This window comes from Pseudomonas sp. BCRC 81390 (genome assembly GCF_030341915.1).
In the GTDB taxonomy this organism is placed as follows: domain Bacteria; phylum Pseudomonadota; class Gammaproteobacteria; order Pseudomonadales; family Pseudomonadaceae; genus Aquipseudomonas.
This window is the reverse complement of record NZ_JATAAG010000009.1, coordinates 150,392-176,155: the sequence shown is the minus strand read 5'-3', so window position 1 is coordinate 176,155 and position 25,764 is coordinate 150,392. Positions and strand designations below refer to the sequence as shown.

Below are 25,764 nucleotides of genomic sequence, written 5' to 3'. Positions count from 1 at the left end.
GCCTTCAGGAGCGGTCGGCCTCCCCGGAAGTGCTTCTTCAGCCGAACGAGCATAACCTCTCTCGCCAGGCCAGACACAACATACAAGGAGCGGCCTTGTGTCGCGATGGGCCGCTCCTACACACACAGAGCACGCCTGGTTTGGGGCCTACAGCTCGCAGACGAAGGTGCCGGTGCCGGCGAGGATGTTCTCCAGGGTCTGCTTCACCTCAAACATGTCGCTCAGCTCGCTGGTCAGGTTGATCTCCAGCGTTTCATCCCCCTTCAGCGCATCGCGGTCGCCGGCCGCCACTTCGATCAGCAGGCGCTTGGCGCTCAAGGTCACTTTCAACCCATCCAGCGTCGACGGTTCGTCGTCCAGGGTCAGGTCGACGGTGTCTTCGTCCGGGTAGCGGGTCAGCAGGAACATCTGGCCCTTGTCGCTGTGGCAGCACAGGGTCGCCATGTTGTCTTCCTCGTCATCGCAAGGGGTGGCGAACAGCAGGGCAGTATTGATTTGCATGGACAAGGCTCGGATCAAAGGAAACGGAAAGGAATTCTGACAGTCTTGTCGCCAGGCATAAACGTAAAGTTACCGGCCCTTGACCGAAATTGTCGCAGCGCTGCAAGCCTGAATGACCGATCAGTCGGTAAGCTTCGGCGAGCCCTGGGCGTGCCTGCGCACGTTCAACGCCTGGTTTTACCGTTCGCCTTGCCACGGGTTGGCTATCGTTGATCCGTACATGGCGCACGCAGCGACGCTTCAACTATTACAAAGCCCAAGCGGAGTACCACAGATGGCGTTCTTCACCGCAGCCAGCAAAGCCGACTTCCAGCATCAACTGCAAGCGGCCCTGGCGCAGCACATCAGCGAACAGTCCCTGCCACAAGTGGCGCTGTTCGCCGAGCAGTTCTTCGGCATCATCTCTCTGGACGAACTCACCCAGCGCAGGCTTTCCGACCTGGCCGGCTGCACCCTTTCAGCCTGGCGCATCATCGAACGTTTCGACCCCGAGTACCCGCAGGTGCGGGTGTACAACCCCGATTACGAACGCAATGGCTGGCAGTCGACCCACTCGGTGGTCGAGGTGCTGCACCACGACCTGCCGTTCCTGGTCGACTCGGTGCGTACCGAACTCAACCGCCGTGGCTACAGCATCCACACCCTGCAGACCACCGTGCTCAGCGTGCGCCGTGGCGCCAAGGGCGAATTGCTCGAACTGCTGCCCAAGGGTACCCAGGGCGAGGGCGTGCGCCATGAGTCGCTGATGTACCTGGAGATCGACCGTTGCGCCAATGCCGCCGAGCTGACGGTGCTGGCCCGCGAGATCGAGCAGGTGCTGGCCGAGGTGCGCGTGGTGGTGGCCGACTTCGAACCGATGAAGGCCAAGCTGCGCGAAGTGCTGGCACAGGTGGAGCAGACCGCCTTTGCCCCGGCGCAGCACGAGAAGGGCGAGGTCAAGGCATTCCTCGAGTGGCTGCTGGACAATCACTTCACCTTCCTCGGCTATGAAGAATTTACCGTCCAGGGCAACGCCGATGGCGGCCAGATGGTCTACGACGAGCAGTCGTTCCTCGGCCTGCCACGCCGCTTGCGCGTGGGCCTGACCAGCGACGAGCTGCGCATCGAAGACTACGCCGTGGCCTACCTCAACGAGCCGTTGCTGCTGTCGTTCGCCAAGGCCGCGCTGCCCAGCCGCGTACACCGCCCGGCTTACCCGGACTACGTGTCGATCCGCCAGCTGGACGCCGATGGCAAGGTCATCAAGGAGCACCGCTTCATGGGCCTGTACACCTCGTCGGTGTATGGCGAAAGCGTGCATGCCATTCCGTATATCCGGGTCAAGGTCAACGAAGTCGAGCGCCGCTCGGGCTTCGACCCCAAGGCCCACCTGGGCAAGGAACTGGCTCAGGTGCTGGAAGTGCTGCCGCGCGACGACCTGTTCCAGACGCCGATCGATGAGCTGTTCAGCACCGTCATGTCGATCGTGCAGATCCAGGAACGCAACAAGATCCGTGTGTTCCTGCGCAAGGACCCGTACGGCCGCTTCTGCTACTGCCTGGCCTACGTGCCGCGGGAGATCTACTCCACCGAAGTGCGGCAGAAGATCCAGCAGGTCCTGATGGAGCGCCTGAAGGCCAGCGACTGCGAGTTCTGGACCTTCTTCTCCGAGTCGGTGCTGGCGCGCGTGCAGCTGATCCTGCGGGTAGACCCGAAGAACCGCATCGACATCGACCCGCAGCAGCTGGAACGCGAAGTGATCCAGGCCTGCCGCTCCTGGCACGACGACTACTCCGCGCTGGTGATCGAGAACTTCGGTGAAGCCCAGGGCACCAACATCCTCGCCGATTTCCCCAAGGGCTTCCCGGCTGGCTACCGTGAGCGGTTCGCCGCGCACTCGGCGGTGGTCGACCTGCAGCACGTGCTGAACCTGTCGGAAAGCAAGCCGCTGGCGATGAGCTTCTACCAGCCGCTGACCCAGGTCGGCGAGCGCATCCTGCATTGCAAGCTGTACCACGCCGATACGCCGCTGGCGCTGTCCGATGTGCTGCCAATCCTGGAAAACCTCGGCCTGCGCGTGCTCGGCGAGTTCCCGTACCGGCTGCGCCATGCCAGCGGCCGCGAGTACTGGATCCACGACTTCGCCTTCACCTACAGCGAAGGCTTGAGCCTGGATATCCAGCAGCTCAACGACATCCTCCAGGACGCCTTCATCCATATCGTCCGTGGCGATGCCGAGAACGACGCCTTCAACCGCCTGGTACTGACCGCCGGCCTGCCCTGGCGTGACGTGGCGCTGCTGCGCGCCTACGCCCGCTACCTGAAGCAGATCCGCCTGGGCTTCGACCTGGGCTATATCGCCAGCACCCTGAACAACCACACCGACATCGCCCGCGAGCTGACCCGGTTGTTCAAGACCCGCTTCTACCTGGCGCGCAAGCTCACCCAGGAAGACCTGGATGACAAGCAGCAACGCCTGGAGCAGGCCATCCTGGCCGCGCTGGACGAGGTGCAGGTGCTCAATGAAGACCGCATCCTGCGCCGCTACCTGGACCTGATCAAGGCCACCCTGCGCACCAACTTCTACCAGCCGGATGCCAACGGCCAGAACAAGTCGTACTTCAGCTTCAAGTTCAACCCCAAGCTGATCCCCGAGCTGCCCAAGCCGGTGCCCAAGTTCGAGATCTTCGTCTACTCGCCACGGGTCGAGGGCGTGCACCTGCGCTTCGGCAACGTGGCTCGCGGCGGCCTGCGCTGGTCCGACCGCGAGGAAGACTTCCGCACCGAGGTGCTGGGCCTGGTGAAAGCCCAGCAGGTGAAGAACTCGGTGATCGTGCCGGTCGGTGCCAAGGGCGGCTTCCTGCCGCGCCGCCTGCCGCTGGGCGGCAGCCGCGACGAGATCGCGGCCGAAGGCGTGGCGTGCTACCGCATCTTCATTTCCGGCCTGCTCGACATCACCGACAACCTCAAGGACGGTGGCGTGGTGCCGCCGGCCAACGTGGTGCGCCATGATGATGACGACCCGTACCTGGTGGTGGCGGCCGACAAGGGCACCGCGACCTTCTCCGACATCGCCAACGGCATTGCCATCGACTACGGCTTCTGGCTGGGTGACGCCTTCGCCTCGGGCGGTTCGGCCGGTTACGACCACAAGAAGATGGGCATTACCGCACGCGGTGCCTGGGTCGGCGTGCAGCGCCACTTCCGCGAGCGCGGCATCAATGTGCAGGAAGACCCGATCACCGTGATCGGCATTGGTGACATGGCCGGCGACGTGTTCGGCAACGGCCTGCTGATGTCCGACAAGCTGCAACTGGTGGCTGCCTTCAACCACCTGCACATCTTCATCGACCCGAACCCGGAGCCGGCCTCCAGCTTTGCCGAGCGCAAGCGCCTGTTCGACCTGCCGCGTTCGGCCTGGACCGACTACGACACCAGCATCATGTCCGAAGGCGGCGGGATCTTCCCGCGCAGTGCCAAGAGCATCGCCATCAGCCCGCAGATGAAAGAGCGCTTCGCCATCGAAGCCGACCGCCTGACCCCGACCGAGCTGCTCAACGCGCTGCTCAAGGCCCCGGTGGACCTGCTGTGGAACGGTGGCATCGGTACCTACGTCAAGGCCAGCACCGAAAGCCACGCCGATGTCGGCGACAAGGCCAACGATGCACTGCGGGTCAACGGCAACGAACTGCGCTGCAAGGTGGTGGGCGAGGGCGGCAACCTGGGCATGACCCAGCTTGGCCGGGTCGAGTTCGGCCTCAACGGCGGTGCCACCAACACCGACTTCATCGACAACGCCGGCGGCGTGGACTGCTCCGACCACGAGGTCAACATCAAGATCCTGCTCAATGAAGTGGTGCAGGGTGGCGACATGACCGAGAAGCAGCGCAACCAGCTGCTGGGCAGCATGACCGACGAAGTGGCCGGCCTGGTGCTGGGCAACAACTACAAGCAGACCCAGGCATTGTCGCTGGCAGCCCGCCGCGCCCGCGAGCGGATTGCCGAATACAAGCGCCTGATGGCCGACCTGGAAGCGCGTGGCAAGCTGGACCGTGCCATCGAGTTCCTGCCGTCCGAAGAGCAACTGGCCGAACGTCTGGCCACTGGCCAGGGCCTGACCCGCGCCGAGCTGTCGGTGTTGATTTCGTACAGCAAGATCGACCTCAAGGAGCAGCTGCTCAAGTCGCTGGTGCCGGACGACGACTACCTGACCCGCGACATGGAAACCGCCTTCCCGCCGTCGCTGGTCAGCAAGTTCGCCGAGGCCATGCGCCGCCACCGCCTGAAGCGCGAGATCGTCAGCACCCAGATCGCCAACGACCTGGTCAACAACATGGGCATCACCTTCGTCCAGCGCCTGAAGGAGTCGACCGGCATGAGCCCGGCGAACGTGGCCGGGGCCTATGTGATCGTGCGCGACATCTTCCACCTGCCGCACTGGTTCCGCCAGATCGAGGCGCTCGACTACCAGGTGCCGGCGGAAGTCCAGCTGACCCTGATGGACGAGCTGATGCGCCTGGGCCGCCGGGCTACCCGCTGGTTCCTGCGCAGCCGCCGCAACGAGCAGGACGCCGGGCGCGACGCCGCGCACTTCGGGCCGAAGATCGCGCAGCTGGGGCTCAAGCTCGACGAGTTGCTCGAAGGGCCGACCCGCGAGCGCTGGATGGTACGTTACCAAGGCTTCGTCGAGGCCGGGGTGCCGGAGCTGCTGGCGCGCATGGTGGCCGGTACCAGCCATCTGTACACCCTGCTGCCGATCATCGAGGCGGCTGACGTCACCGGACATGACCCGGCGCAGGTGGCCAAGGCGTTCTTCGCCGTGGGCAGCGCGCTGGACCTGACCTGGTACCTGCAGGAGATCAGCAACCTGCCGGTGGAGAACAACTGGCAGGCCCTGGCCCGCGAAGCCTTCCGCGACGATATCGACCTGCAGCAGCGGGCGATCACCATCTCGGTACTGCAGATGGCCGACGGGCCGGAAGACATGGACGCCCGCGTGGCGCTGTGGGCCGAGCAGCACCGGGTGATGGTGGAGCGCTGGCGCGCCATGCTCGACGACCTGCGTAACGCCACCGCTACCGACTATGCGATGTACGCGGTGGCCAACCGCGAGCTGGTCGACCTGGCCATGAGCGGGCAGGCGACGGTGGTGCCGTCCTGAGCCATGAGCTGAAGTGAAAAGCCCCGGCAGTGATGCCGGGGCTTTTTTTATTCCTGTGCTGGCCCTTTCGCGGGTGAACCCGCGCCCACGGGGATATCACAATACTTGAGTGTAGTGAGGCCCCTGTGGGAGCGGGTTTATCCGCGAAGAGGCCGGTACAGGCTTACTTGAACCTGCGCTCCACGCCTTTCTCCACCAGGATCTTGGCCGAAATCTCTTCCACCGAAAAATGCGTGGAGTTGATATGTGGAATGTTCTCCCGACGGAACAGGCTCTCCACCTCGCGCACTTCGAATTCGCACTGGGCAAAGCTCGAATAGCGGCTGTTGGGTTTGCGCTCGTGGCGGATGGCGGTGAGGCGGTCGGGGTCGATGGTCAGGCCGAACAGCTTGTTGTGGTGCTTTTTCAACACGGCCGGCAACTGCAGGCGCTCCATGTCGTCTTCGGTCAGCGGGTAGTTGGCGGCACGGATGCCGAACTGCATGGCCATGTACAGGCAGGTCGGGGTCTTGCCGCAGCGCGACACGCCTACCAGGATCAGGTCGGCCTTGTCGTAGTAATGGGTGCGCGCGCCATCGTCGTTGTCGAGGGCGAAGTTGACCGCCTCGATACGCTCCATGTAGTTGGAATTGCCGCCAATCGAGTGCGATTTACCGACGGAATACGACGAATGGGCAGTCAATTCCTGTTCGAGCGGGGATAAAAACGAAGAAAAGATGTCGATCATGAAGCCGTTCGAGGTCGCCAGGATTTCCCGGATGTCCTGATTGACGATGGTGTCGAAGATGATCGGGCGCACACCGTCGCGCTCGGCGGCGGCATTGATCTGCTGGACCATGGTGCGTGCCTTGTCCGGCGAATCGATGTAGGGACGAGTGAATTTATTGAAAGGAATGCTCTCGAATTGAGCGAGCAGACTCTGGCCCAGGGTTTCCGCAGTAATGCCGGTGCCGTCGGAGATGAAGAACGCGGTTCGTTTCATTTGCGATCTGGGCCTTAAGCTGATGACGTTTCTTGGATATGATAAGTTCGGTTTGCCGAATGCGGCTGTCGGCATTCTCACTTATTTTCCATGTACAGGCCACAAGCGTCCGGCCAAGTCAATGAAGGCAGGCGGGCGCCCTTGAGCTTTTCCAACACAGTTAGTGGAGAGATCACCTTGGTAGAGTACGTAGTTTCCCTCGATAAGCTCGGCGTCCATGATGTGGAGCATGTGGGGGGCAAGAACGCATCCCTGGGCGAGATGATCAGCAACCTCGCAGGTGCTGGTGTATCGGTGCCGGGCGGCTTTGCCACTACGGCGCAGGCGTACCGCGATTTTCTCGAACAGAGTGGTCTCAACGACCGTATCCATGCGGCGCTCGACGCACTGGACGTGGATGATATCAACGCCCTGACCAAGACCGGCGCACAGATTCGCCAGTGGGTCATGGAAGCCGACTTCCCGCCGCGCCTTGACAGCGAGATCCGCGCGGCCTTCGCCGAAATGGCCGCCGGTAACGACAACATGGCCGTTGCCGTGCGCTCCTCGGCTACTGCCGAAGACCTCCCGGACGCCTCGTTCGCCGGCCAGCAGGAAACCTTCCTCAACATCCGTGGTGTGGACAACGTGATCCGCGCGGCCAAGGAAGTGTTCGCCTCGCTGTTCAACGACCGCGCCATCGCCTACCGCGTGCACCAGGGCTTCGACCACAAGCTGGTCGCCCTGTCGGCCGGCGTGCAGCGCATGGTCCGCTCGGAAACCGGCACCGCCGGCGTCATGTTCACCCTCGACACCGAGTCGGGCTTCCGTGACGTGGTGTTCATCACCGGCGCCTATGGCCTCGGCGAAACCGTGGTGCAGGGTGCGGTCAACCCTGACGAGTTCTATGTGCACAAGAGCACCTTGCAGGCCGGCCGCCCGGCGATCCTGCGCCGCAACCTGGGCAGCAAGGCGATCAAGATGGTCTATGGCGACGAAGCCAAGGCCGGCCGTTCGGTCAAGACCGTGGAAGTGGACCGTGCCGAACGCGCGCGCTTCTGCCTGACCGATGCCGAAGTCAGCGAGCTGGCCAAGCAGGCCATGATCATCGAGCAGCACTACCAGCGGCCGATGGACATCGAGTGGGCCAAGGACGGTGACGACGGCAAGCTGTACATCGTCCAGGCCCGCCCCGAGACCGTGAAGAGCCGTTCCAGCGCCAATGTCATGGAACGCTACCTGCTGAAGGAAAAGGGCACCGTCCTGGTCGAAGGCCGCGCCATCGGCCAGCGCATCGGCGCCGGCAAGGTCCGGGTGATCCACGACGTCTCGGAAATGGACAAGGTCCAGCCGGGCGACGTGCTGGTGTCCGACATGACCGACCCGGACTGGGAACCGGTCATGAAGCGCGCCAGCGCCATCGTCACCAACCGTGGCGGGCGCACCTGCCACGCGGCAATCATCGCCCGTGAGCTGGGCATCCCGGCCGTGGTCGGTTGCGGCAACGCCACCCAGGTGCTGAAGGACGGCCAGGGCGTCACCGTATCCTGCGCCGAAGGCGATACCGGCTTCATCTTCGAGGGCGAGCTGGGCTTCGACGTCAAGCAGAATTCGGTCGATGCCATGCCCGACCTGCCGTTCAAGATCATGATGAACGTCGGCAACCCGGACCGCGCCTTCGACTTCGCTCAACTGCCGAATGCTGGCGTAGGCCTGGCGCGCCTGGAGTTCATCATCAACCGCATGATCGGCGTGCACCCCAAGGCGCTGCTGAACTATGCCGGCCTGCCTGCCGACCTGAAAGACAGCGTCGACAAGCGCATCGCCGGCTACAACGACCCGGTCGGCTTCTATGTCGAGAAGCTGGTCGAGGGCATCAGCACCCTGGCCGCGGCCTTCTACCCGAAAAAGGTCATCGTGCGCCTGTCGGACTTCAAGTCCAACGAGTACGCCAACCTGATCGGCGGCAAGCTGTACGAGCCGGAAGAAGAGAACCCGATGCTGGGCTTCCGCGGTGCCTCGCGCTACATCAGCGAGTCGTTCCGTGACTGCTTCGAACTGGAATGCCGTGCGCTGAAGCGTGTGCGCAACGAGATGGGCCTGACCAATGTCGAGATCATGGTGCCGTTCGTGCGCACCCTGGGCGAAGCCAGCCAGGTTGTCGACCTGCTCGCCGAAAACGGCCTGGCCCGTGGCGACAACGGCCTGCGCGTGATCATGATGTGCGAACTGCCGTCCAACGCCATCCTCGCCGAAGAATTCCTCGAATACTTCGACGGCTTCTCCATCGGTTCCAATGACCTGACCCAGCTGACCCTGGGCCTGGACCGCGACTCGGGCATCATCGCCCACCTGTTCGACGAGCGAAATCCTGCGGTGAAGAAGCTGCTGGCCAACGCCATTGCCGCCTGCAACAAGGCCGGCAAGTACATCGGCATCTGCGGCCAGGGCCCGTCGGACCACCCGGACCTGGCCAAGTGGCTGATGGAGCAGGGCATCGACAGCGTGTCGCTGAACCCGGATTCGGTACTCGAAACCTGGTTCTACCTGGCCGAGGGGCAGGGCGAGGCCTGACGCAGTAGAACGCGGGGGGACGTCTGGCGTACCCCCGCCTGGTTTTTCCAGGGCGAGTTCCAGCAATGGATCCCGCCCTTTTTTATGCACCAAGCAAAATTATGCAAAGCAGCAGCACTCTATTCCCCGTGGCCCTGCTCAGTGCCGAACGCCGCGGCGACCTCAGCGAAGATGTGTACCGGATCAAGGCCGGCAACGGCCCTGACCCCAGCGTCGAGTTGGCAGTGACCCGCCTGGGGTTGGCCGACCAGGGGCAGGCCCAGGGCGCGCCGGTCATCCTTCTGCACGGCAGTTTTTCCAACCGTCGCTTCTGGTACTCGCCCAAGGGTGTCGGCCTGGGTGCCTTTCTTGCCCGCGCCGGCTTCGATGTGTGGATCCCGGAAATGCGTGGCCACGGCCTGTCGCCGCGCAACCGCGAGTGGAAGCACAACAACGTCGCTGCCTATGCCCGTGATGACCTGCCGCTGATTGCTGCGTTCGTGCGCGAGCAGTCGGGCCAGGTGCCACACTGGGTCGGTCATTCGCTGGGCGGCACGACTTTGGTGGCAGCCCTTGGGGGTGGCTTTCTGAAGGCCGGGCAGGTGGCCAGCGTGGCCTTGTTCGGCACCCAGATCAGCCGTGTGTACTGGCCGTTGAAGGTCCCGCCACTGATTTGGGGAGCGAAGCTGTTGCTCAAGCGCTGGGGGCAGATCTCCGGGCCGCGTTTCAAGCGCGGGCCAGAGGACGAGCCAATTGGCCTGGCCCTGGAGAGCATGCGCTGGCATGGCCTGTTCGGGCGCTTTGGCGACAAGCACAACGACTGGTGGGCCGGGCTTGCCGAGGTGGATGTGCCGTTGCTGGCAGTGGCCGGCGCGGGCGACTTCCAGGACCCGGTATGGGCCTGCCGCAAGCTGTTCGAGCAGTTGGGCGGGGAACGCAAGCAGTTTCTGCGGCTGGGCCGCGAGGAAGGCTTCGAGGCCTTCGGGCATGTCGACATGCTGGTGAGCAAGGCCGCGCAGGTGCAGGTGTGGCCGTTGGTGGAGCGTTGGCTGCGTGACCCGCTGGTGCCGGTGCATGCCTCGACGGTGGCGGCGCAGCCTGTGCCCGCCAGTTGAATGGGTTGCGCCTGCGCCGGCCCTTTCGCGGGTAAACCCGCTCCCACAGGTACTGCACCCGTTTCAACAGCGGTGCAGTACCTGTGGGAGCGGGTTTACCCGCGAAGAGGCCTGTACCGGCAAAACACAACTGACTGCCCAGTCCCGGATGACTGCAATGGGCTCTACGGTGTAGCCTTGGCCGATAACCGCTTTCGTTGTGACTGACAGGAGCTTCCCATGCAGCATTACGTAACGCCCGACCTGTGTGACGCCTACCCGGACCTGGTACAGGTGCTGGAACCGATGTTCAGCAATTTCGGTGGCCGCGATTCCTTCGGTGGCCAGATCGTCACCATCAAGTGCTTCGAGGACAATTCGCTGGTCAAGGAGCAGGTCGAGCTCGATGGCAAGGGCAAGGTCCTGGTGGTCGATGGCGGCGGGTCGCTGCGCCGTGCCTTGCTTGGCGACATGCTGGCGGAAAAGGCCGCGAAGAACGGCTGGGAAGGCCTGGTGATCTACGGTTGCGTGCGTGACGTCGACGTGCTGATCCAGACCGATGTCGGCGTGCAGGCCCTGGCCAGCCACCCGATGAAGACCGACAAGCGTGGCATCGGCGACCTCAATGTGCCGGTGACTTTCGCCGGGGTGACCTTCCGCCCGGGCGAGTATGTATATGCCGACAACAATGGCGTGCTGGTCTCGCCAAGCCCGCTGGAAATGCCGGAGTGATGCGCCGCACGCGCTGATGGAGCTTTGATGTTCGAGGAAGACAACGCGCAGTGGGGGCTGGTGCATGCCCTGGTGCTCGATGGCAAAGGCGGCGCGCGCTCGATTGCCCGTACCGAACTGGACAGCCTGCAGCTGCAACCCGGGCAGAGCCTGTGGCTGCACTGGGACCGCAGCCATCCGCAAACCCGCACCTGGCTGCTGCATGACAGTGGGCTCAGCGAGTTCGCCTGCGAGCTGCTGCTCGAGGAAAACACCCGCCCGCGCCTGCTGCCCATGGCGGAAGAGCAGCTGTTGCTGTTCCTGCGTGGGGTCAACCTCAACCCGGGTGCCGAGCCCGAAGACATGGTCTCGGTGCGCATCTTCGCCGAAGCGCAGCGGGTCATTTCGCTGCGCCTGCGGCCTTTGCGTGCCAGTGACGAAATTCTCCAGCAGCTCGAAGAAGGCAGGGGGCCAAAATCGGCTTCCGAGCTCTTGCTGCTGATGGGCGAACTGCTGACAGAAAAGGTTCAGGCGCTGGTCAGCGACCTGTCCGAGCAGGTCGACCTGGAGGAAGAAAAGGTCGAGTCCGACGAGCGGTACACACCGGAGAACGGTTGCCTGCAGCAGATTCGCCGGCGCGCTGCCAGCCTGCGCCGTTTTCTCGCCCCGCAGCGGGAAATCTACGCCCAGCTGTCGCGCAGCAAATGGAGCTGGTTCGCCAACGCCGACGCCGATTACTGGAACGAACTCAACAACAGCCTGATCCGCTACCTCGAAGAGCTGGAACTGGCCCGCGAACGCGCCGCGCTGGTGCTGGAGAGCCAGGATCGCCGGCGCAGCGAGCGGATGAACCGGACCATGTACCGTTTCGGCATCATCACCTGCATCTTCCTGCCCATGAGCTTCGTCACCGGGCTGCTGGGCATCAATGTCGGCGGCATCCCGGGCGCGGAAAACCCCTATGGCTTCCTGTTTGCCTGCATCGTCGTGCTGGGGCTGGCGGTGGGGCAGTGGTGGCTGTTCCGCAGATTGCGGTGGGTATGAATGTGTGACCCATCGCCCGGCCATCTCGTCTCTGACTGACACTGCGCGAGGTGCCCATGCACGATCCGTTTGAAGAATCCCTGCGTGACCTGCTCAAGGCGTCACCCTCCGGCAATGACCGGGACGACCGAGATGACGCCGCCTGCCTGGGTCGCGTGCTGAAAACTGCCAACCGTCAGGTTGGTGCCGGTGATCTGTTCAGCCTGCTTGGCCGTTGGAGCCAGGCGCTGCTGATTGCCGTGAACAATGGCGCGGCGCATGTTGCGCCGGTGCGTCGACACTCTTCCCGCAACGCTGCCAATGGCAGCAAAGCAGATAAGGCCGATTGAATATGGAACTCGATCTCTGGACCCAGAGCCTGGTCACTGCCATGACTGCCCTTTGGACCAAGGTAGCGAACTTCATCCCCAACCTGTTCGGCGCGCTGGTCGTGGTGCTGCTCGGTTTCGTGGTGGCCAAGCTGCTCGACACGCTGTTGTCCAAGCTGCTGGCCAAGTTCGGCCTGGACCGCCTGATGGCCGGCACCGGGCTGACCAAGATGCTCGGCCGGGTCGGCATCCAGGTGCCGATCTCGACCTTGATCGGCAAGGTCGTGTACTGGTTCGTGCTGCTCATCTTCCTGGTCTCGGCGGCGGAGTCGCTGGGCCTGGAGCGGGTCTCGGCGACCCTCGACATGCTCGCCCTGTACCTGCCGAAGGTATTCGGCGCGGCCCTGGTGCTGCTCGCCGGCGTGCTCCTGGCCCAGGTCGCCAACGGCCTGGTGCGTGGCGCTGCCGAAGGCATTGGCCTGGAATACTCGGCAGGCCTGGGGCGAATCACCCAGGGCCTGGTGATCATCATCAGCATCTCGGTGGCCATCAGCCAGCTGGAGGTGAAAACCGACCTGCTCAACCACGTGATCGTGATCGGGCTGATTACCGTTGGTCTGGCCGTTGCGCTGGCGATGGGCCTTGGCAGCCGGGAAATTGCCGGGCAGATCCTGGCCGGCATCTACGTGCGCGAGCTGTACCAGGTCGGCCAGCAGGTGCGGATTGGCGAGGTCGAAGGGCAGATCGAGGAGATCGGTACGGTGAAGACCACGCTGCTGACCGATGATGGCGAACTGGTGTCGCTGTCCAACCGCGAGCTGCTGGAACAGCGAGTCAATAGCCGCTAACCGCACAAAAGCTGTTAATGTATGCCGCCGCGAAAATCGACCCACGGGGTCACGCGGCGACATTGACCTGACTGTCGGCCAGATCCGTTTTGAATAAAGTTCATTCGCCGCCCATGCGCTATGACCCCCGCGAGCTCACCGACGAAGAGTTGGTGGCGCGTTCGCATGAGGAGCTGTACCACGTTACCCGCGCCTATGAGGAGCTCATGCGGCGCTATCAACGGACCCTGTTCAACGTCTGTGCGCGTTATCTGGGGAACGACCGTGACGCGGACGATGTCTGTCAGGAAGTCATGCTGAAAGTGCTCTACGGGTTGAAGAACTTCGAGGGCAAGTCCAAGTTCAAGACCTGGCTCTACAGCATCACCTACAACGAATGCATTACCCAGTACCGCAAGGAGCGTCGCAAGCGGCGCTTGATGGATGCCTTGAGCCTCGACCCGGTGGAAGAGGCGTCCGAAGAAAAGGCGCCGAAGCCGGAAGAAAAAGGCGGGCTGGACAAGTGGCTGGTGCATGTGAACCCGATTGACCGGGAAATTCTGGTGCTACGTTTTGTCGCAGAGCTGGAATTTCAGGAAATTGCCGACATCATGCACATGGGCCTGAGCGCGACGAAAATGCGCTACAAGCGCGCGCTAGACAAGCTTCGGGAGAAATTTGCCGGCCTTGATGAAACTTAGGGGCGTGCAAATATCTCTAACGAACCGGCGAGTTCTGCTAGACTTGCCGTCGAGTTGTCCCCCTTGTTTGTGGTGGGACTGCTTAACTATCACCAGATGGGGATTTAACGGATGAAATTGAAAAACACCTTGGGCTTGGCCATTGGTTCGCTTGTAGCCGCCACTTCGATTGGCGCTATGGCGCAAGGCCAAGGCGCCGTCGAAACTGAAGTCTTCTACAAGAAAGAGTTCTTCGACAGCCAGCGCGACTTCAAGAACGACGGCAACCTGTTCGGCGGTTCGATCGGTTACTTCCTGACCGACGACGTTGAGCTGCGTCTGGGCTACGACGAAGTTCACAACGCTCGTGGCGAAGACGGCAAGAACATCAAGGGCTCGAACACCGCCCTGGACGCCGTTTACCACTTCAACAACCCGTACGACGCTATCCGTCCGTACGTTTCCGCTGGTTTCTCGCACCAGTCGCTGGGCCAGACCGGCCGTGGCGGTCGTGACCACTCCACCTTCGCCAACGTTGGCGCTGGCGCCAAGTGGTACATCACCGACATGTTCTACGCCCGTGCTGGCGTTGAAGCTCAGTACAACATCGACCAGGGCGACACCGAGTGGGCCCCGAGCGTTGGCGTTGGCCTGAACTTCGGCGGTAGCCCGAAGCAAGCTGAAGCTGCTCCGGCTCCTGTTGCCGAAGTCTGCTCCGACTCCGACAACGACGGCGTTTGCGACAACGTTGACAAGTGCCCGGACACCCCGGCCAACGTTACCGTTGACGCTGATGGCTGCCCGGCTGTTGCCGAAGTCGTTCGCGTTGAGCTGGACGTCAAGTTCGACTTCGACAAGTCGGTCGTCAAGCCAAACAGCTACGGCGACATCAAGAACCTGGCTGACTTCATGAAGCAGTACCCACAGACCACCACCACCGTGGAAGGTCACACTGACTCCGTCGGCCCAGACGCTTACAACCAGAAGCTGTCCGAGCGTCGTGCCAACGCTGTCAAGCAGGTCCTGACCCAGCAGTACGGCGTAGAAGCTAGCCGTGTTGACTCGGTAGGCTACGGCGAAACCCGTCCGGTTGCCGACAACGCCACCGAAGAAGGCCGCGCTATCAACCGTCGCGTTGAAGCTCAGGTAGAAGCCCAGGCCAAGTAATTGGTTTGAAGCTTCACGAAAAACCCGGCCTCGGCCGGGTTTTTCTTTGCCTGTTTTTTGGGTTCGCATGGGCCTGGCGGGAGCAACTGCCCTGCCCAACTGTTCAAAGCTGGCGTTATCCCTGTAGGAGCGGGCTTGCCCCGCGAACACGGGCGAAGCCTGTGCCATCCACCGCGTCGCCTGCTTCGCGGCACAAGGCCGCTCCCACAGGTACTGCGCTCGCTTCGAGTTGACACGACACCTGTGGGAGCAATTGTCTTGCTCAAATGTTCAAAGCTGGCGTTATTCCTGTAGGAGCGGGCTTGCCCCGCGAACACCGGCACAGCCGGTGCCATCCTCCGCGTCGCCTGCTTCGCGGCACAAGGCCGCTCCCACAGGTACTGCGCTGCTTCGAGTTGTCACTGCACCTCTGGGAGCAACTGCCTTGCTCAAATGTTCAAGGCTGGCGTTATTCCTGTAGGAGCGGGCTTGCCCCGCGAACACGGGCGAAGCCTGTGCCATCCTCCGCGTCGCCTGCTTCGCGGCACAAGGCCGCTCCCACAGGTACTGTGCTGGCTTCGAGTTGACACGACACCTGTGAGAGCAACTGTCTTGCTCAAATGTTCAAAGCGGGCGTTATTCTGTAGGAGCGGGCTTGCCCCGCGAACACGGGCGAAGCCTGTGCCATCCACTGCGTCGCCTGCTTCGCGGGTAAACCCGCTCCCACATTGATCACGCGGAACTCCTTGTGGCCTGAGAACATTCATCGTACGACCAAAGGCCGGCGCAGGCAGCACATCATCCAGCAATTGCCACCAATTCCCGAGCTAGCTGTTCCCCAACCACCGCCCCAATCACCAATATCGCCGGGCTACGCAAGCCAAACCCACGCGCATCCTCAAGCATCTGCCGCAGATCGCTCCAGCACACCCGCTGTTGCGGTAACGAGGCATTCTCGATCATCGCCACCGGCATCCCCGGTGCCATGCCGCCGTCCAGCAGCCCCTGGCGCACCTGCTCCAGTCGCGCCACGCCCATGTACACCACCAGCGTGGTTCCGCCCTGGGCCAAGGCCGCCCAGTTCAGTTCACTGTCGTCCTGGGTATGCGCCGTCACCAACGTCACGCCTCGGCTCACACCTCGTGAGGTCAGGGAAATGCCGCATTGCGTGGCGCCGGCCAGCCCGGCTGTGATGCCGTTGACCACTTCCACCTCAATGCCATGCCCCTGCAGCCACAGCGCCTCCTCGCCACCACGGCCAAAAATGCACGGGTCGCCGCCCTTGAGCCGCACCACGCAACGCCCTTGCCGGGCATGGCGCAACATCAGGCGCTGGATGAACGCTTGCGGCGTGGAGCGGCAGCCACCACGCTTGCCCACGGCAACCACCCGGGCCTGGGGGCAATGCTCCAGCACGGCCGGGTTGACCAGGTCGTCGATCATCACCACGGCGGCCTGCTGCAGGGCGCGTACGGCCTTGAGGGTGAGCAGCTCGGGGTCGCCAGGGCCGGCACCGACCAGCCAGACTTTCGCATTCATCAGCATTTCCTCATCGGCAAGGTGCACTCAGCCCCTGAGCAGGGTGAGCAGCAAGATCAGGTTGAACAACAAGGACAGCAGGGCCAGGGTGCGCCACACCTTCAGTGGCTCGCGCTCCAGCAGTGGGCGTGGCCGGTCGGGCAGTTCCTGGCGGTCGCCGCGCTCGAGCAGCAGCAACCAGTGTTCGGCGGTTTCGAAACGTTGCGCCGGGTCGGCCGCCACCGCCTGCTGCAGGTTGTGCTGCAGCCATTCCGGCAGGTCGGGGCGATAGCGCGCGGCGCTGACCGGCTGGCCGAAGCGCGGGCGCTGGAAGGCCTCGACCTCGCCGTACGGGTAATGCCCGGTCAGCAGGTGGTACAGCGTAACGCCCACGGCATACAGGTCCTGACGCGGGCTGGGCGGTTGCCCATCGAACGCTTCCGGGGCAATGTACGAGGGCGTGCCCGGCAGCTCGTGCAGCGCATCTTCGGACAGGCCCGGGCAGTAGGCCAGGCCGAAGTCCAACAGGCGTAGCTGGCCGTCGCTGCCCAGGTGCAGGTTCTCCGGCTTGATGTCGCGGTGCAGCAGGTTGCGCCGGTGCAGCACGCCGACCGCCTGCAGCAGTTGCCGGGCCAGCTCCAGCCACTGCGACAGGGGCAATGGGCCGTGCTCGGCGAGCAGCGCCGCCAGGTTTTGCCCGGGGTATTCGCGCATCACGTAGTACAGGTGCTGGCGCTGGCCGGCCGGGTGCAGCTCGGGGAAGTGGCGGCCGGCCACCCGGCGCAGGAACCACTCCTCCAGCAGCAGGCCTTGCGCCGCGCCGGGCTCCTGCTCGCGCGCGGCGGGCAGGGTCTTGAGCAGCCAGGGCTGGCCGTGGCCATCGCGTACCCGGTACAGCAGCGACTGGCGGCTGTGGGCGAGCAGCTTTTCCATGTGCCAGCCATCGATCAGCTGGCCCTCGCGCAGCGGGCCGGGGACCGGCCATTGCTGCAACTGGGCCAGGGTGTCGCCGAGGTTGGCCGTGCCCAGCTGCTCGACCTGCACCAGCAAGGCACTGGCGTTGTCCTGGCTGCCGTTGAGGTGCGCGCTGGCGACCAGGGTATCGACGGCCAGTTGCAAGTCGGGTTGCTCGCGCAACACCGCCTGGATGTGCTGGTCGCCCAGGCTGGCCCAGACCCCGTCGCTGAGCAGCAGGAAACACTCACCCGCCTGCAGCTCGCCTTCCAGGTAATCCACCAGCAGGTGCTGGTCCAGGCCCAGCGCACGCTTCAGTACATGCTGCATGCCGGGCTGATCCCACACGTGGTCTTCGCTCAGGCACTGCAGGCGCCCGGCATGCCAGCGGTACACCCGGCAATCGCCGACGTGGGCCAAGGTAAAGCGCCGGCCACGCAGCACCAGCGCGCTGAGGGTGGTGAGCAGCGGCTGGCCGCTGCCTTGGGCTCGCAGCCAGCGGTTCTGCGCCAGCAGCAGGCGGTCGAGGGCCTGGGCCACGCTCCAGGTCGCGGGGGTGGCGTAGTAGTCCAGGGCCAGCGCCTGCAGGCTGGCGCGTGCCGCCAGGCCACCATCGGCGCATTGGCTGACGCCGTCGGCGAGAGCGAACAGGTAGCCTTTGCTGGCAGCCAGCTCCGACGCCGGGGTAACCAGGCGCAGGGCGTCCTGGTTTTCCTCACGCGGCCCGGTGGCGCTGGCCTGGGCGAAACGCAGTTGCAGGCTCATCGGCGTGCCTCAGACCCGCGCCGCGGTAACGGCTGCCGAGCCCCAGGTGGTGCGCCAGCGCTGTTTGACACCATGCAGGCCGAACCAGGCCAGCAGGCCCAGGCTGGCGAACAGCCACAACCCCAGTTGGTAGTCACCGGTGTGCTGCTTGATGGTGCCAAGGCCGGCCGCCAGCAGGAAGCCACCAATGCCGCCGGCCATGCCGATCAGCCCGGTCATTACGCCGATCTCCTGGCGGAAGCGTTGCGGCACCAGCTGGAACACTGCGCCATTGCCGGCACCAAGGCCCAGCATGGCACTGACGAACAGCGCCAGGGCGGCGGCCGCGCTGGGCAGGTTGAAACCGACCGCAGCGATGCAGATGGCTGCCACGCTGTACATCCCCAGCAGGGTGCGGATGCCGCCGAAGCGGTCGGCCAGCGCGCCGCCGAGCGGACGCATCAGGCTGCCGGCGAACACGCAGGCAGCGGTGTAGTAGCCGGCGGTGACCGGGCTCAGCCCGTACTGGTCGCTGAAGTAGCCGGGCAGGGCGCTGGCCAGGCCGATGAAGCCACCGAAAGTGACGCTGTAGAAGAACATGAACCACCAGCTGTCGCGGTCGCCCAGGGCCTTGAGGTAGTCGGCCATGGCTTTCGGCTTGGGCCGCTGCGGGGCATTGCGTGCCAGCAGGGCGAACACCAGCAGGGCCAGCGACAGCGGTATCAGCGCGAAGCCGAACACGTTGTTCCAGCCAAAGCCTGCGGCCAGCGCCGGTGCCAACAGGGCGGCGAACACGGTGCCGGAGTTGCCGGCACCGGCGATGCCCATGGCCTTGCCCTGGTGTTGCGGTGGGTACCATTGCGAGGCCAGTGGCAGCGACACGGCGAACGAGGCCCCGGCAAAGCCGAGGAACACGCCCAGCAGCAGCGCCTGTTCATAGCTGTGCACGCCCAGGTGCCAGGCTGCCGCAAGCGCGATGATGACCACCACCTGGGCGATCAGCCCGGCAGTCTTGGGCGACAGTCGGTCAACCAGCACGCCCATGGCAAAGCGCAGGATCGCCCCGGCCAGGATCGGTGTGGCCACCATCAGGCCCCGTTGTTGTGCGCTCAGTTGCAGGTCGGCGGCAATCTGCACCGCCAGCGGGCCGAGCAGGTACCAGACCATGAAGCTGAGGTCGAAGTACAGAAACGCGGCGAACAGGGTGGGCACATGCCCGGACTTCCAGAAGCTGGTACTCATCGAACACCTCACTTGGCAACGCAGCGGAACGAAAAAGACGCCGCTTCCCGCTCCACGACCGTGGAGGAGAGAGCGACGTCTTTGTCGGGATCAAGTGGGCAACCGCCGTTGGTTACCGGTGCAATTCGTTCAGCAAGAGATGGGCCAACCTTGCCAGGCAACCTGGTATCTGTAGGGGCAAAGCGCAAGGCCGGCTGCTAACCGAGCATCTCGTGCATGGCGATGATCTGCTCGGCCACCTGGATCAGCTTCTGCTGCCGGCTCATGGCCTGCCGGCGCATCAGGGTGTAGGCCTGTTCCTCGTTGCAGTCCTTCATCTTCATCAGCAAACCCTTGGCCTGCTCGACACGCTTGCGCTCGGCCAGCTGCTGGTCGCGGGCGAGCAACTGCGCCTTCAGCGCCTGGTCACTTTCGAAGCGGGCCATGGCCACATCCAGGATCGGCTGCAGTCGCGCGGCATGGATGCCCTCGACGATATAGGCACTGACGCCCGCCTGGATCGCCTGGCGCATCACCGCAGGGTCGTGTTCGTCGGTGAACAGCACAATGGGGCGTGGCTGGTCCCGGCTGACCAGCACCACCTGTTCCATCACATCACGGTCTGGTGAATCGGTATCGATCAGCACCACGTCAGGGCGCACCGTTTCGACGCAGGCAGGCAGGTCGATGGTCAGGCCTGGGGCTTCGATGACCTCGAAACCGGCCTCGCTCAGCGCCGCCTTGAGACGGCCGAGTTTGTTCTGGGTATCGTCGATCAGCAGGATACGCAACATGGTCGTCCCCCCTCACGCGCCGACACGGGCATCGGGCAGCTCGCCCAAGGCATGCAGGCTGAAACTGCGGGCATAGGCGTAGGGGTCGCTGCCATCCCAGCGGGTGCCGTCGATCAGCAGGCTGCTGCGCATTGCCTGCTCGGGGCAGGCTACGCCCAGGCTCTGTGCCGCTTCACGGTACAGGGCCAGTTGCTGCACCTGGCTGGCCACGCCGAGGTAGTCGGGGTCTGCGCGCAGCAGGCCCCAGCGGCGGAACTGGGTCATGAACCACATGCCGTCTGACAGGTAAGGCAGGTTGGCCTGGCCATGGTCGTGCAGGCGCAGGGCATGCGGGTCTTGCCAATGGTTGCCCAGGCCATCCTGGTAATGGCCGAGCAGGCGCGGTTCGATGTGCTCCAGCGGGGTGTCCAGGTAGGCCCTGCCACTGAGCAGCTGGGCGGTGCTGCGGCGGTTCTCCGGGCTTTGCTCGATGAAGCGACTGGCGGCGAGAATCGCCTTGATCAGCGCGCGGGCGCTGTTGGGGTACTGTTCGGCGAAGGCGCGAGCACAGGCCAGGACCTTTTCCGGGTGGTCCGGCCAGATCGACTGACTGGTGGCCAGGGTGAAGCCTTGGCCCTTGGCCACTGCATCGGCGGCCCAGGGTTCGCCCACGCAGAAACCGTCGATGCGCCCGGCCTGGATGTGCGCGGCCATCTGCGCTGGCGGCACCACCACGCTGTGGACGTCGCGCAATGGGTGGATGCCCTGGCTGGCCAGCCAGTAATACAACCACATGGCATGGGTGCCGGTGGGGAAGGTCTGGGCGAAGGTCAGGCGTGCGCCATGCTGGTGCACCAGGCGCGCCAGTGCCTCGGGGTTGGTCACGCCCTTGCGTTGCAGGGCCGGCGACAGGTTGATCGCCTGGGCGTTCTGGTTCAGGCCCATCAGCACGGCCATGGCGCTGGCCGGTACGCCGCCGATGCCCAGGTGCACGGCGTAGGCCAGGCCATACAGGCAATGTGCGGCATCCAGCTCGCCGCTGACCAGTTTGTCACGCAGCCCGGCCCAGGAACCCTGGCGCTGGAGGTTGAGGGTAAGGCCATGCTGCTGGGCAAAGCCCTGGGTGGCGGCGACCACCACCGAGGCACAGTCGGTCAGGGCCATGTAGCCTATGTTCAGGCTGGGCTTTTCCGGTGCGTCGCTGCCGTTGACCCAGGCCAGGGGCGTTGCTCGGGGTACTGTGTTCACAAGGTTCCTCGCCCGTACTGATAAGGCTGTGGGCTTGTCTGGTGCAACCGATGTGCCATCTGGCGGCAGCACTGGAGCAGCTGCTCCACGATTTGCTGTCATGCCGGCTGCGCGCTGGCTATAATCGCCCCCTCATTCACCCCGAGCCTTGCCGCCCATGTATACCCTGGCCCGCCAGCTGCTGTTCAAGCTTTCTCCGGAAACCTCCCACGACCTTTCCCTGGACCTGATCGGTGCCGGTGGCCGGCTCGGCCTCAATGGCGTGCTGTGCAAGCAGCCGGCGGCCTTGCCGGTCACGGTCATGGGCTTGAACTTCGCCAACCCGGTAGGCCTGGCGGCCGGCCTGGACAAGAACGGTGCGGCCATCGACGGTTTCGCCCAGCTGGGCTTCGGCTTCGTCGAGATCGGCACGGTCACGCCGCGTCCGCAACCGGGCAACCCCAAGCCACGCCTGTTCCGCCTGCCGGAAGCCACGGCGATCATCAACCGCATGGGCTTCAACAACCTGGGCGTCGACCACCTGCTCGGCCGGGTGCGCGCGGCACGTTACAAAGGCGTGCTGGGCATCAACATCGGCAAGAACTTCGACACCCCGGTCGAGCGCGCCGTCGATGACTACCTGATCTGCCTGGACAAGGTCTACACCGACGCCAGCTACATCACGGTCAATGTCAGTTCGCCAAACACCCCGGGGCTGCGCAGCCTGCAGTTCGGCGACTCGCTCAAGCAACTGCTCGATGCCCTGGCCGAGCGTCGCGAGCAACTGGCTGGCACGCATGGCAAGCGCGTGCCGCTGGCGATCAAGATCGCCCCGGACATGAGCGACGAAGAAACCGCCCTGGTGGCTGCTGCGCTGATCGAGTCGGGCATGGATGCGGTGATCGCCACCAACACCACGCTGGGCCGTGAAGGTGTCGAAGGGCTGCCGCAGGGTGGCGAGGCGGGCGGCCTGTCGGGCGCGCCGGTTTTGCAGAAGAGCACGCACATCGTCAGGGTGCTGGCGGGTGAACTGGGTGGCAAGCTGCCTATCATCGCTGCCGGTGGCATTACCGAAGGCCGGCATGCCGCCGAGAAGATCGCCGCCGGGGCGAGCCTGGTGCAAATCTACTCGGGCTTCATCTACAAGGGGCCTGCGCTGATTCGCGAAGCGGTGGACGCTATCGCTGCGATGCCACGGGTTTGATCGGCAGGCAAAAAAAGGGCCCCTTCAAGGGGCCCCTGGGCCTTCGCCCGCCGCCCGGATAGGGCGTGCATGGTAAATCGAATTCAGTGTCCTCGTTCAGCCAACGGCGTGATTTTCGTTGAGTCTATGGATGCCAGCGGTGCCAGTCATTCCGTCCCAGTTATCACCGCGACCTTCGCGCCAGCCGTTGATCCAGGCTTGGCGAACAGAGGGAAGATTGAAGGGGCAAAGTTCGCGGGATTTGCCGGTGACCCCGTATTGGTAGCCACGTGAATATGCTCTTTCCAACGGATCACGCTTAAGTCTTCTCATAGGGTGTTGCCCTCACTTGTTGACTGTAATGTCCCGTCGGCCTCTCCGAGGCCGGGCAGAGTCTTTCTGCCGGTGTGCGCTCGCTGCCGGCGTGGCGAGCTGAAAGTGCCGCCTCGTTGCGATGCGGCCTGAGACCAGTTCTATCGAATGCAGGTCACGGTGTGAATGATCGATTTGTCATAAGGACGTAACCTTTCCAAGGGTGAGGGGATAAGTAAATAAATGCGACTCAACCTTGTTTAGCGTTGAGCCCGCTATGATCAGGGTTTGCCGAACCTTGACGTCATTTCGCCAGCGCTGCTGGCAGATGACAGAAATAATTTGAAATGCGACGAAGGGTCACATCGGCCCCGGCATCGCCAGAATTTTACGTACTGCCTGATGATCTAAGCTGTCCTTGCCACCGGGCCAGGCGCACATTGGTCAGGCGGCCCGGCCGTTCACCGCACGCTCGCGTGTCGGGGAAGGCTACCCGCACACCTGCTGGAAAGGGGTGCGGCAAACATCGCGGGGTGATGCGTTGCCCCGTCAGTCAAATAGCCCAAGGCGCTGGATTACTCATGTCGGACCGTTTCGAACTTTATCTCACTTGCCCCAAAGGCCTGGAAGGCCTGCTTGCCGAAGAGGCCCGCAGCCTCGGCCTGGATGAGGTGCGTGAGCACACCTCGGCCATTCGCGGCGCCGCCGACATGGAAACCGCCTACCGCCTGTGCCTGTGGTCACGCTTGGCCAACCGGGTGCTGCTGGTGCTCAAGCGCTTCTCCATGAAGAACGCCGACGATCTCTACGACGGCGTGCACGCGGTCGACTGGGCAGACCACCTGGCTGCCGACGGCACCCTGGCGGTGGAATTCAGCGGTCACGGCTCCGGCATCGACAACACCCACTTCGGTGCGCTGAAGGTCAAGGATGCGATCGTCGACAAGTTGCGCAACCGCGAAGGCCTGCGCCCGTCGGTGGAAAAGATCGACCCTGACGTACGCGTGCACCTGCGCCTTGACCGCGGCGAAGCCATCCTGTCCCTCGACCTTTCCGGGCACAGCCTGCACCAGCGTGGCTACCGTTTGCAGCAAGGCGCCGCGCCGCTGAAGGAAAACCTGGCGGCGGCGGTGCTGATCCGTGCCGGCTGGCCGCGCATTGCCGCCGAAGGGGGCGCGCTGGCCGACCCGATGTGCGGTGTCGGTACCTTCCTGGTCGAAGCCGCGATGATCGCCGCCGATATCGCGCCCAACCTCAGGCGTGAACGTTGGGGCTTCAGTGCCTGGCTCGGCCACGTGCCGGCGCTGTGGCGCAAGGTGCATGAAGAAGCGCAGGCGCGGGCCGAAGCCGGCCTGGCCAGGCCGCCGCTGTGGATTCGTGGCTACGAGGCCGACCCACGGCTGATCCAGCCGGGGCGCAATAACGTCGAGCGTGCCGGCCTGGGCGACTGGGTGAAGATCTACCAGGGTGAAGTCAGCACCTTCGAACCGCGCCCGGACCAGAACCAGAAGGGCCTGGTCATCAGCAACCCGCCCTATGGCGAGCGCCTGGGTGACGAGGCCAGCCTGCTGTACCTCTACCAGAACCTCGGCGAACGCCTGCGCCAGGCCTGCATGGGCTGGGAGGCCGCGGTGTTCACCGGCGCGCCGCAGTTGGGCAAGCGCATGGGCATTCGCAGCCACAAGCAGTACGCATTCTGGAACGGCGCGTTGCCGTGCAAGCTGCTGCTGTTCAAGGTGCAGCCTGATCAGTTCGTGACTGGCGAGCGCCGTGAGTCTGCCGCGTCAGGGGCGGACATCGACCTGCAGGCAGCGCTGCCCAGCGAGCCGGCGCGCCTGTCGGAAGGGGCGCAGATGTTCGCCAACCGCCTGCAGAAGAACCTGCGGCAGCTGGGCAAGTGGGCCCGTCGCGAACAGGTCGACTGCTACCGTCTGTACGATGCCGACATGCCCGAGTACGCCCTGGCGGTCGACCTGTACCAGGACTGGGTGCACGTGCAGGAATATGCCGCGCCACGTTCGGTCGACCCGGACAAGGCCCAGGCGCGCCTGCTCGATGCACTGGCCGCCATCCCCCAAGCGCTGGGCATCGCGCCGCAGCGTGTGGTGCTCAAGCGCCGCGAGCGGCAGAGTGGCACCCGCCAGTACGAGCGCCAGGCCACCGAAGGCCGCTTCCAGGAAGTCAGCGAAGGTGGCGTCAAGCTGCTGGTCAACCTCACCGACTACCTCGACACCGGCTTGTTCCTCGACCATCGCCCGATGCGCATGCGCATCCAGCGCGAGGCCGCTGGCAAGCGCTTCCTCAACCTGTTCTGCTACACCGCCACGGCCACCGTGCACGCAGCCAAGGGCGGGGCGCGCAGCACAACCAGCGTCGACCTGTCGAAAACCTACCTGGACTGGGCGCGGCGCAACCTGGCGCTCAACGGTTTCTCCGAACGTAACCGCCTGGAGCAGGGTGATGTGATGGCCTGGCTGGAAGGCAACCGCGACAGCTACGACCTGATTTTCATCGACCCGCCGACCTTCTCCAACTCCAAACGCATGGAGGGCGTGTTCGATGTGCAGCGGGACCACGTGCAACTGCTGGACCTGGCCATGGCCCGCCTGGCGCCGGGCGGTGTGTTGTACTTCTCGAACAACTTCCGCAAGTTCCAGCTGGACGAACACCTGATGACGCGGTACGCAGTGGAGGAAATCACCGCCCAGACCCTGGACCCGGACTTCGCCCGCAACAACCGCATTCACCGGGCCTGGCGTTTGCAGCTGCGGTGAGGCGACGAGGTACATTGCGCGGCTAGTGGCCAATAGCTATAACTGACAGCAGGGCAGGATAATCCGCAGGACGCCGATGTGACGAGACGGGTG

The 25,764-nt window shown here is 64.0% G+C and carries 19 protein-coding genes; 11 read left to right on the top strand and 8 right to left on the bottom strand.

All coding sequences use genetic code 11. The features are described 5' to 3' along the window. Positions 1–147 precede the first annotated feature (147 nt). Positions 148–501 carry a hypothetical protein gene (locus tag QSV36_RS04480; protein WP_289130212.1) on the bottom strand — a complete coding sequence of 118 codons (354 nt, stop codon included), beginning with the start codon at positions 499–501 and terminating at the stop codon, positions 148–150. A 274-nt stretch (positions 502–775) separates the two neighbouring features. On the opposite strand from QSV36_RS04480, the gene QSV36_RS04475 reads away from it, so the two are divergent. Further along, on the top strand, positions 776–5,641 hold the full coding sequence (locus tag QSV36_RS04475) for an NAD-glutamate dehydrogenase (RefSeq protein ID WP_289130210.1): 4,866 nt from the start codon (positions 776–778) through the stop codon (positions 5,639–5,641). Between the two features lie 163 nt (positions 5,642–5,804). On the opposite strand, the gene ppsR is transcribed toward QSV36_RS04475, so the two are convergent. Then, complete coding sequence (gene ppsR, locus QSV36_RS04470; RefSeq protein ID WP_225776982.1) at positions 5,805–6,623, bottom strand: posphoenolpyruvate synthetase regulatory kinase/phosphorylase PpsR; 819 nt, start codon at positions 6,621–6,623, stop codon at positions 5,805–5,807. A gap of 177 nt (positions 6,624–6,800) precedes the next feature. Between ppsR and ppsA the strand changes: the two genes are divergently transcribed. The 8 genes from ppsA to QSV36_RS04430 all read left to right on the top strand — a co-directional run bounded on the left by ppsA (position 6,801) and on the right by QSV36_RS04430 (position 14,986). Then, a complete protein-coding gene (gene ppsA, locus QSV36_RS04465; protein WP_289130206.1) occupies positions 6,801–9,176 on the top strand; it encodes a phosphoenolpyruvate synthase in 2,376 nt (791 codons plus the stop codon). Between the two features lie 101 nt (positions 9,177–9,277). Then, complete coding sequence (locus QSV36_RS04460) at positions 9,278–10,270, top strand: alpha/beta fold hydrolase (RefSeq protein WP_289130204.1); 993 nt, start codon at positions 9,278–9,280, stop codon at positions 10,268–10,270. A gap of 219 nt (positions 10,271–10,489) precedes the next feature. Next, positions 10,490–10,981, top strand: coding sequence for a ribonuclease E activity regulator RraA (gene rraA / locus QSV36_RS04455; RefSeq protein ID WP_225776985.1), 492 nt, complete (start codon positions 10,490–10,492; stop codon positions 10,979–10,981). A gap of 27 nt (positions 10,982–11,008) precedes the next feature. Beyond that, on the top strand, positions 11,009–12,004 hold the full coding sequence (gene cmaX / locus QSV36_RS04450) for a divalent cation transporter CmaX (protein ID WP_289130203.1): 996 nt from the start codon (positions 11,009–11,011) through the stop codon (positions 12,002–12,004). A 56-nt stretch (positions 12,005–12,060) separates the two neighbouring features. Beyond that, the gene (locus tag QSV36_RS04445; protein WP_004376140.1) at positions 12,061–12,333 is read left to right on the top strand and encodes a hypothetical protein; all 273 of its coding nucleotides are present in this window, start codon (positions 12,061–12,063) and stop codon (positions 12,331–12,333) included. A 2-nt stretch (positions 12,334–12,335) separates the two neighbouring features. Continuing rightward, on the top strand, positions 12,336–13,160 hold the full coding sequence (locus QSV36_RS04440) for a mechanosensitive ion channel family protein (RefSeq protein ID WP_170029048.1): 825 nt from the start codon (positions 12,336–12,338) through the stop codon (positions 13,158–13,160). A gap of 113 nt (positions 13,161–13,273) precedes the next feature. After that, positions 13,274–13,840 carry an RNA polymerase sigma factor SigX gene (gene sigX / locus QSV36_RS04435; RefSeq protein ID WP_033696348.1) on the top strand — a complete coding sequence of 189 codons (567 nt, stop codon included), beginning with the start codon at positions 13,274–13,276 and terminating at the stop codon, positions 13,838–13,840. Positions 13,841–13,951: 111 nt separating this feature from the next. Then, positions 13,952–14,986, top strand: a complete 1,035-nt coding sequence (locus QSV36_RS04430) for an OmpA family protein (protein ID WP_170029049.1) — start codon at positions 13,952–13,954, stop codon at positions 14,984–14,986. 777 nt (positions 14,987–15,763) lie between these two features. On the opposite strand, the gene cobA is transcribed toward QSV36_RS04430, so the two are convergent. The 5 genes from cobA to QSV36_RS04405 form a co-directional block, all read right to left on the bottom strand. Beyond that, positions 15,764–16,504 (bottom strand): uroporphyrinogen-III C-methyltransferase, encoded by a 741-nt coding sequence (gene cobA / locus QSV36_RS04425; protein WP_289130200.1) that lies wholly within the window; start codon positions 16,502–16,504, stop codon positions 15,764–15,766. Positions 16,505–16,531: 27 nt separating this feature from the next. Beyond that, entirely contained in the window at positions 16,532–18,202 is a 1,671-nt protein-coding gene (locus QSV36_RS04420) for a bifunctional protein-serine/threonine kinase/phosphatase (protein ID WP_289130199.1), read from the bottom strand. A 9-nt stretch (positions 18,203–18,211) separates the two neighbouring features. Next, complete coding sequence (locus QSV36_RS04415) at positions 18,212–19,423, bottom strand: nitrate/nitrite transporter (RefSeq protein WP_289130197.1); 1,212 nt, start codon at positions 19,421–19,423, stop codon at positions 18,212–18,214. A 197-nt stretch (positions 19,424–19,620) separates the two neighbouring features. Next, complete coding sequence (locus QSV36_RS04410) at positions 19,621–20,196, bottom strand: ANTAR domain-containing response regulator (RefSeq protein ID WP_225776991.1); 576 nt, start codon at positions 20,194–20,196, stop codon at positions 19,621–19,623. Between the two features lie 12 nt (positions 20,197–20,208). Further along, positions 20,209–21,423 (bottom strand): CmpA/NrtA family ABC transporter substrate-binding protein, encoded by a 1,215-nt coding sequence (locus tag QSV36_RS04405; RefSeq protein WP_289130195.1) that lies wholly within the window; start codon positions 21,421–21,423, stop codon positions 20,209–20,211. 157 nt (positions 21,424–21,580) lie between these two features. Here QSV36_RS04405 and QSV36_RS04400 point away from each other — a divergent pair, with 157 nt between their 5' ends. Beyond that, the gene (locus QSV36_RS04400) at positions 21,581–22,606 is read left to right on the top strand and encodes a quinone-dependent dihydroorotate dehydrogenase (protein ID WP_289130192.1); all 1,026 of its coding nucleotides are present in this window, start codon (positions 21,581–21,583) and stop codon (positions 22,604–22,606) included. 96 nt (positions 22,607–22,702) lie between these two features. Here the strand turns inward: QSV36_RS04400 and rmf are convergent, their stop codons facing one another. Continuing rightward, on the bottom strand, positions 22,703–22,918 hold the full coding sequence (rmf, locus tag QSV36_RS04395) for a ribosome modulation factor (RefSeq protein WP_003248687.1): 216 nt from the start codon (positions 22,916–22,918) through the stop codon (positions 22,703–22,705). A 560-nt stretch (positions 22,919–23,478) separates the two neighbouring features. On the opposite strand from rmf, the gene rlmKL reads away from it, so the two are divergent. Beyond that, a complete protein-coding gene (rlmKL, locus tag QSV36_RS04390) occupies positions 23,479–25,671 on the top strand; it encodes a bifunctional 23S rRNA (guanine(2069)-N(7))-methyltransferase RlmK/23S rRNA (guanine(2445)-N(2))-methyltransferase RlmL (RefSeq protein ID WP_289130190.1) in 2,193 nt (730 codons plus the stop codon). Positions 25,672–25,764: the final 93 nt, after the last annotated feature.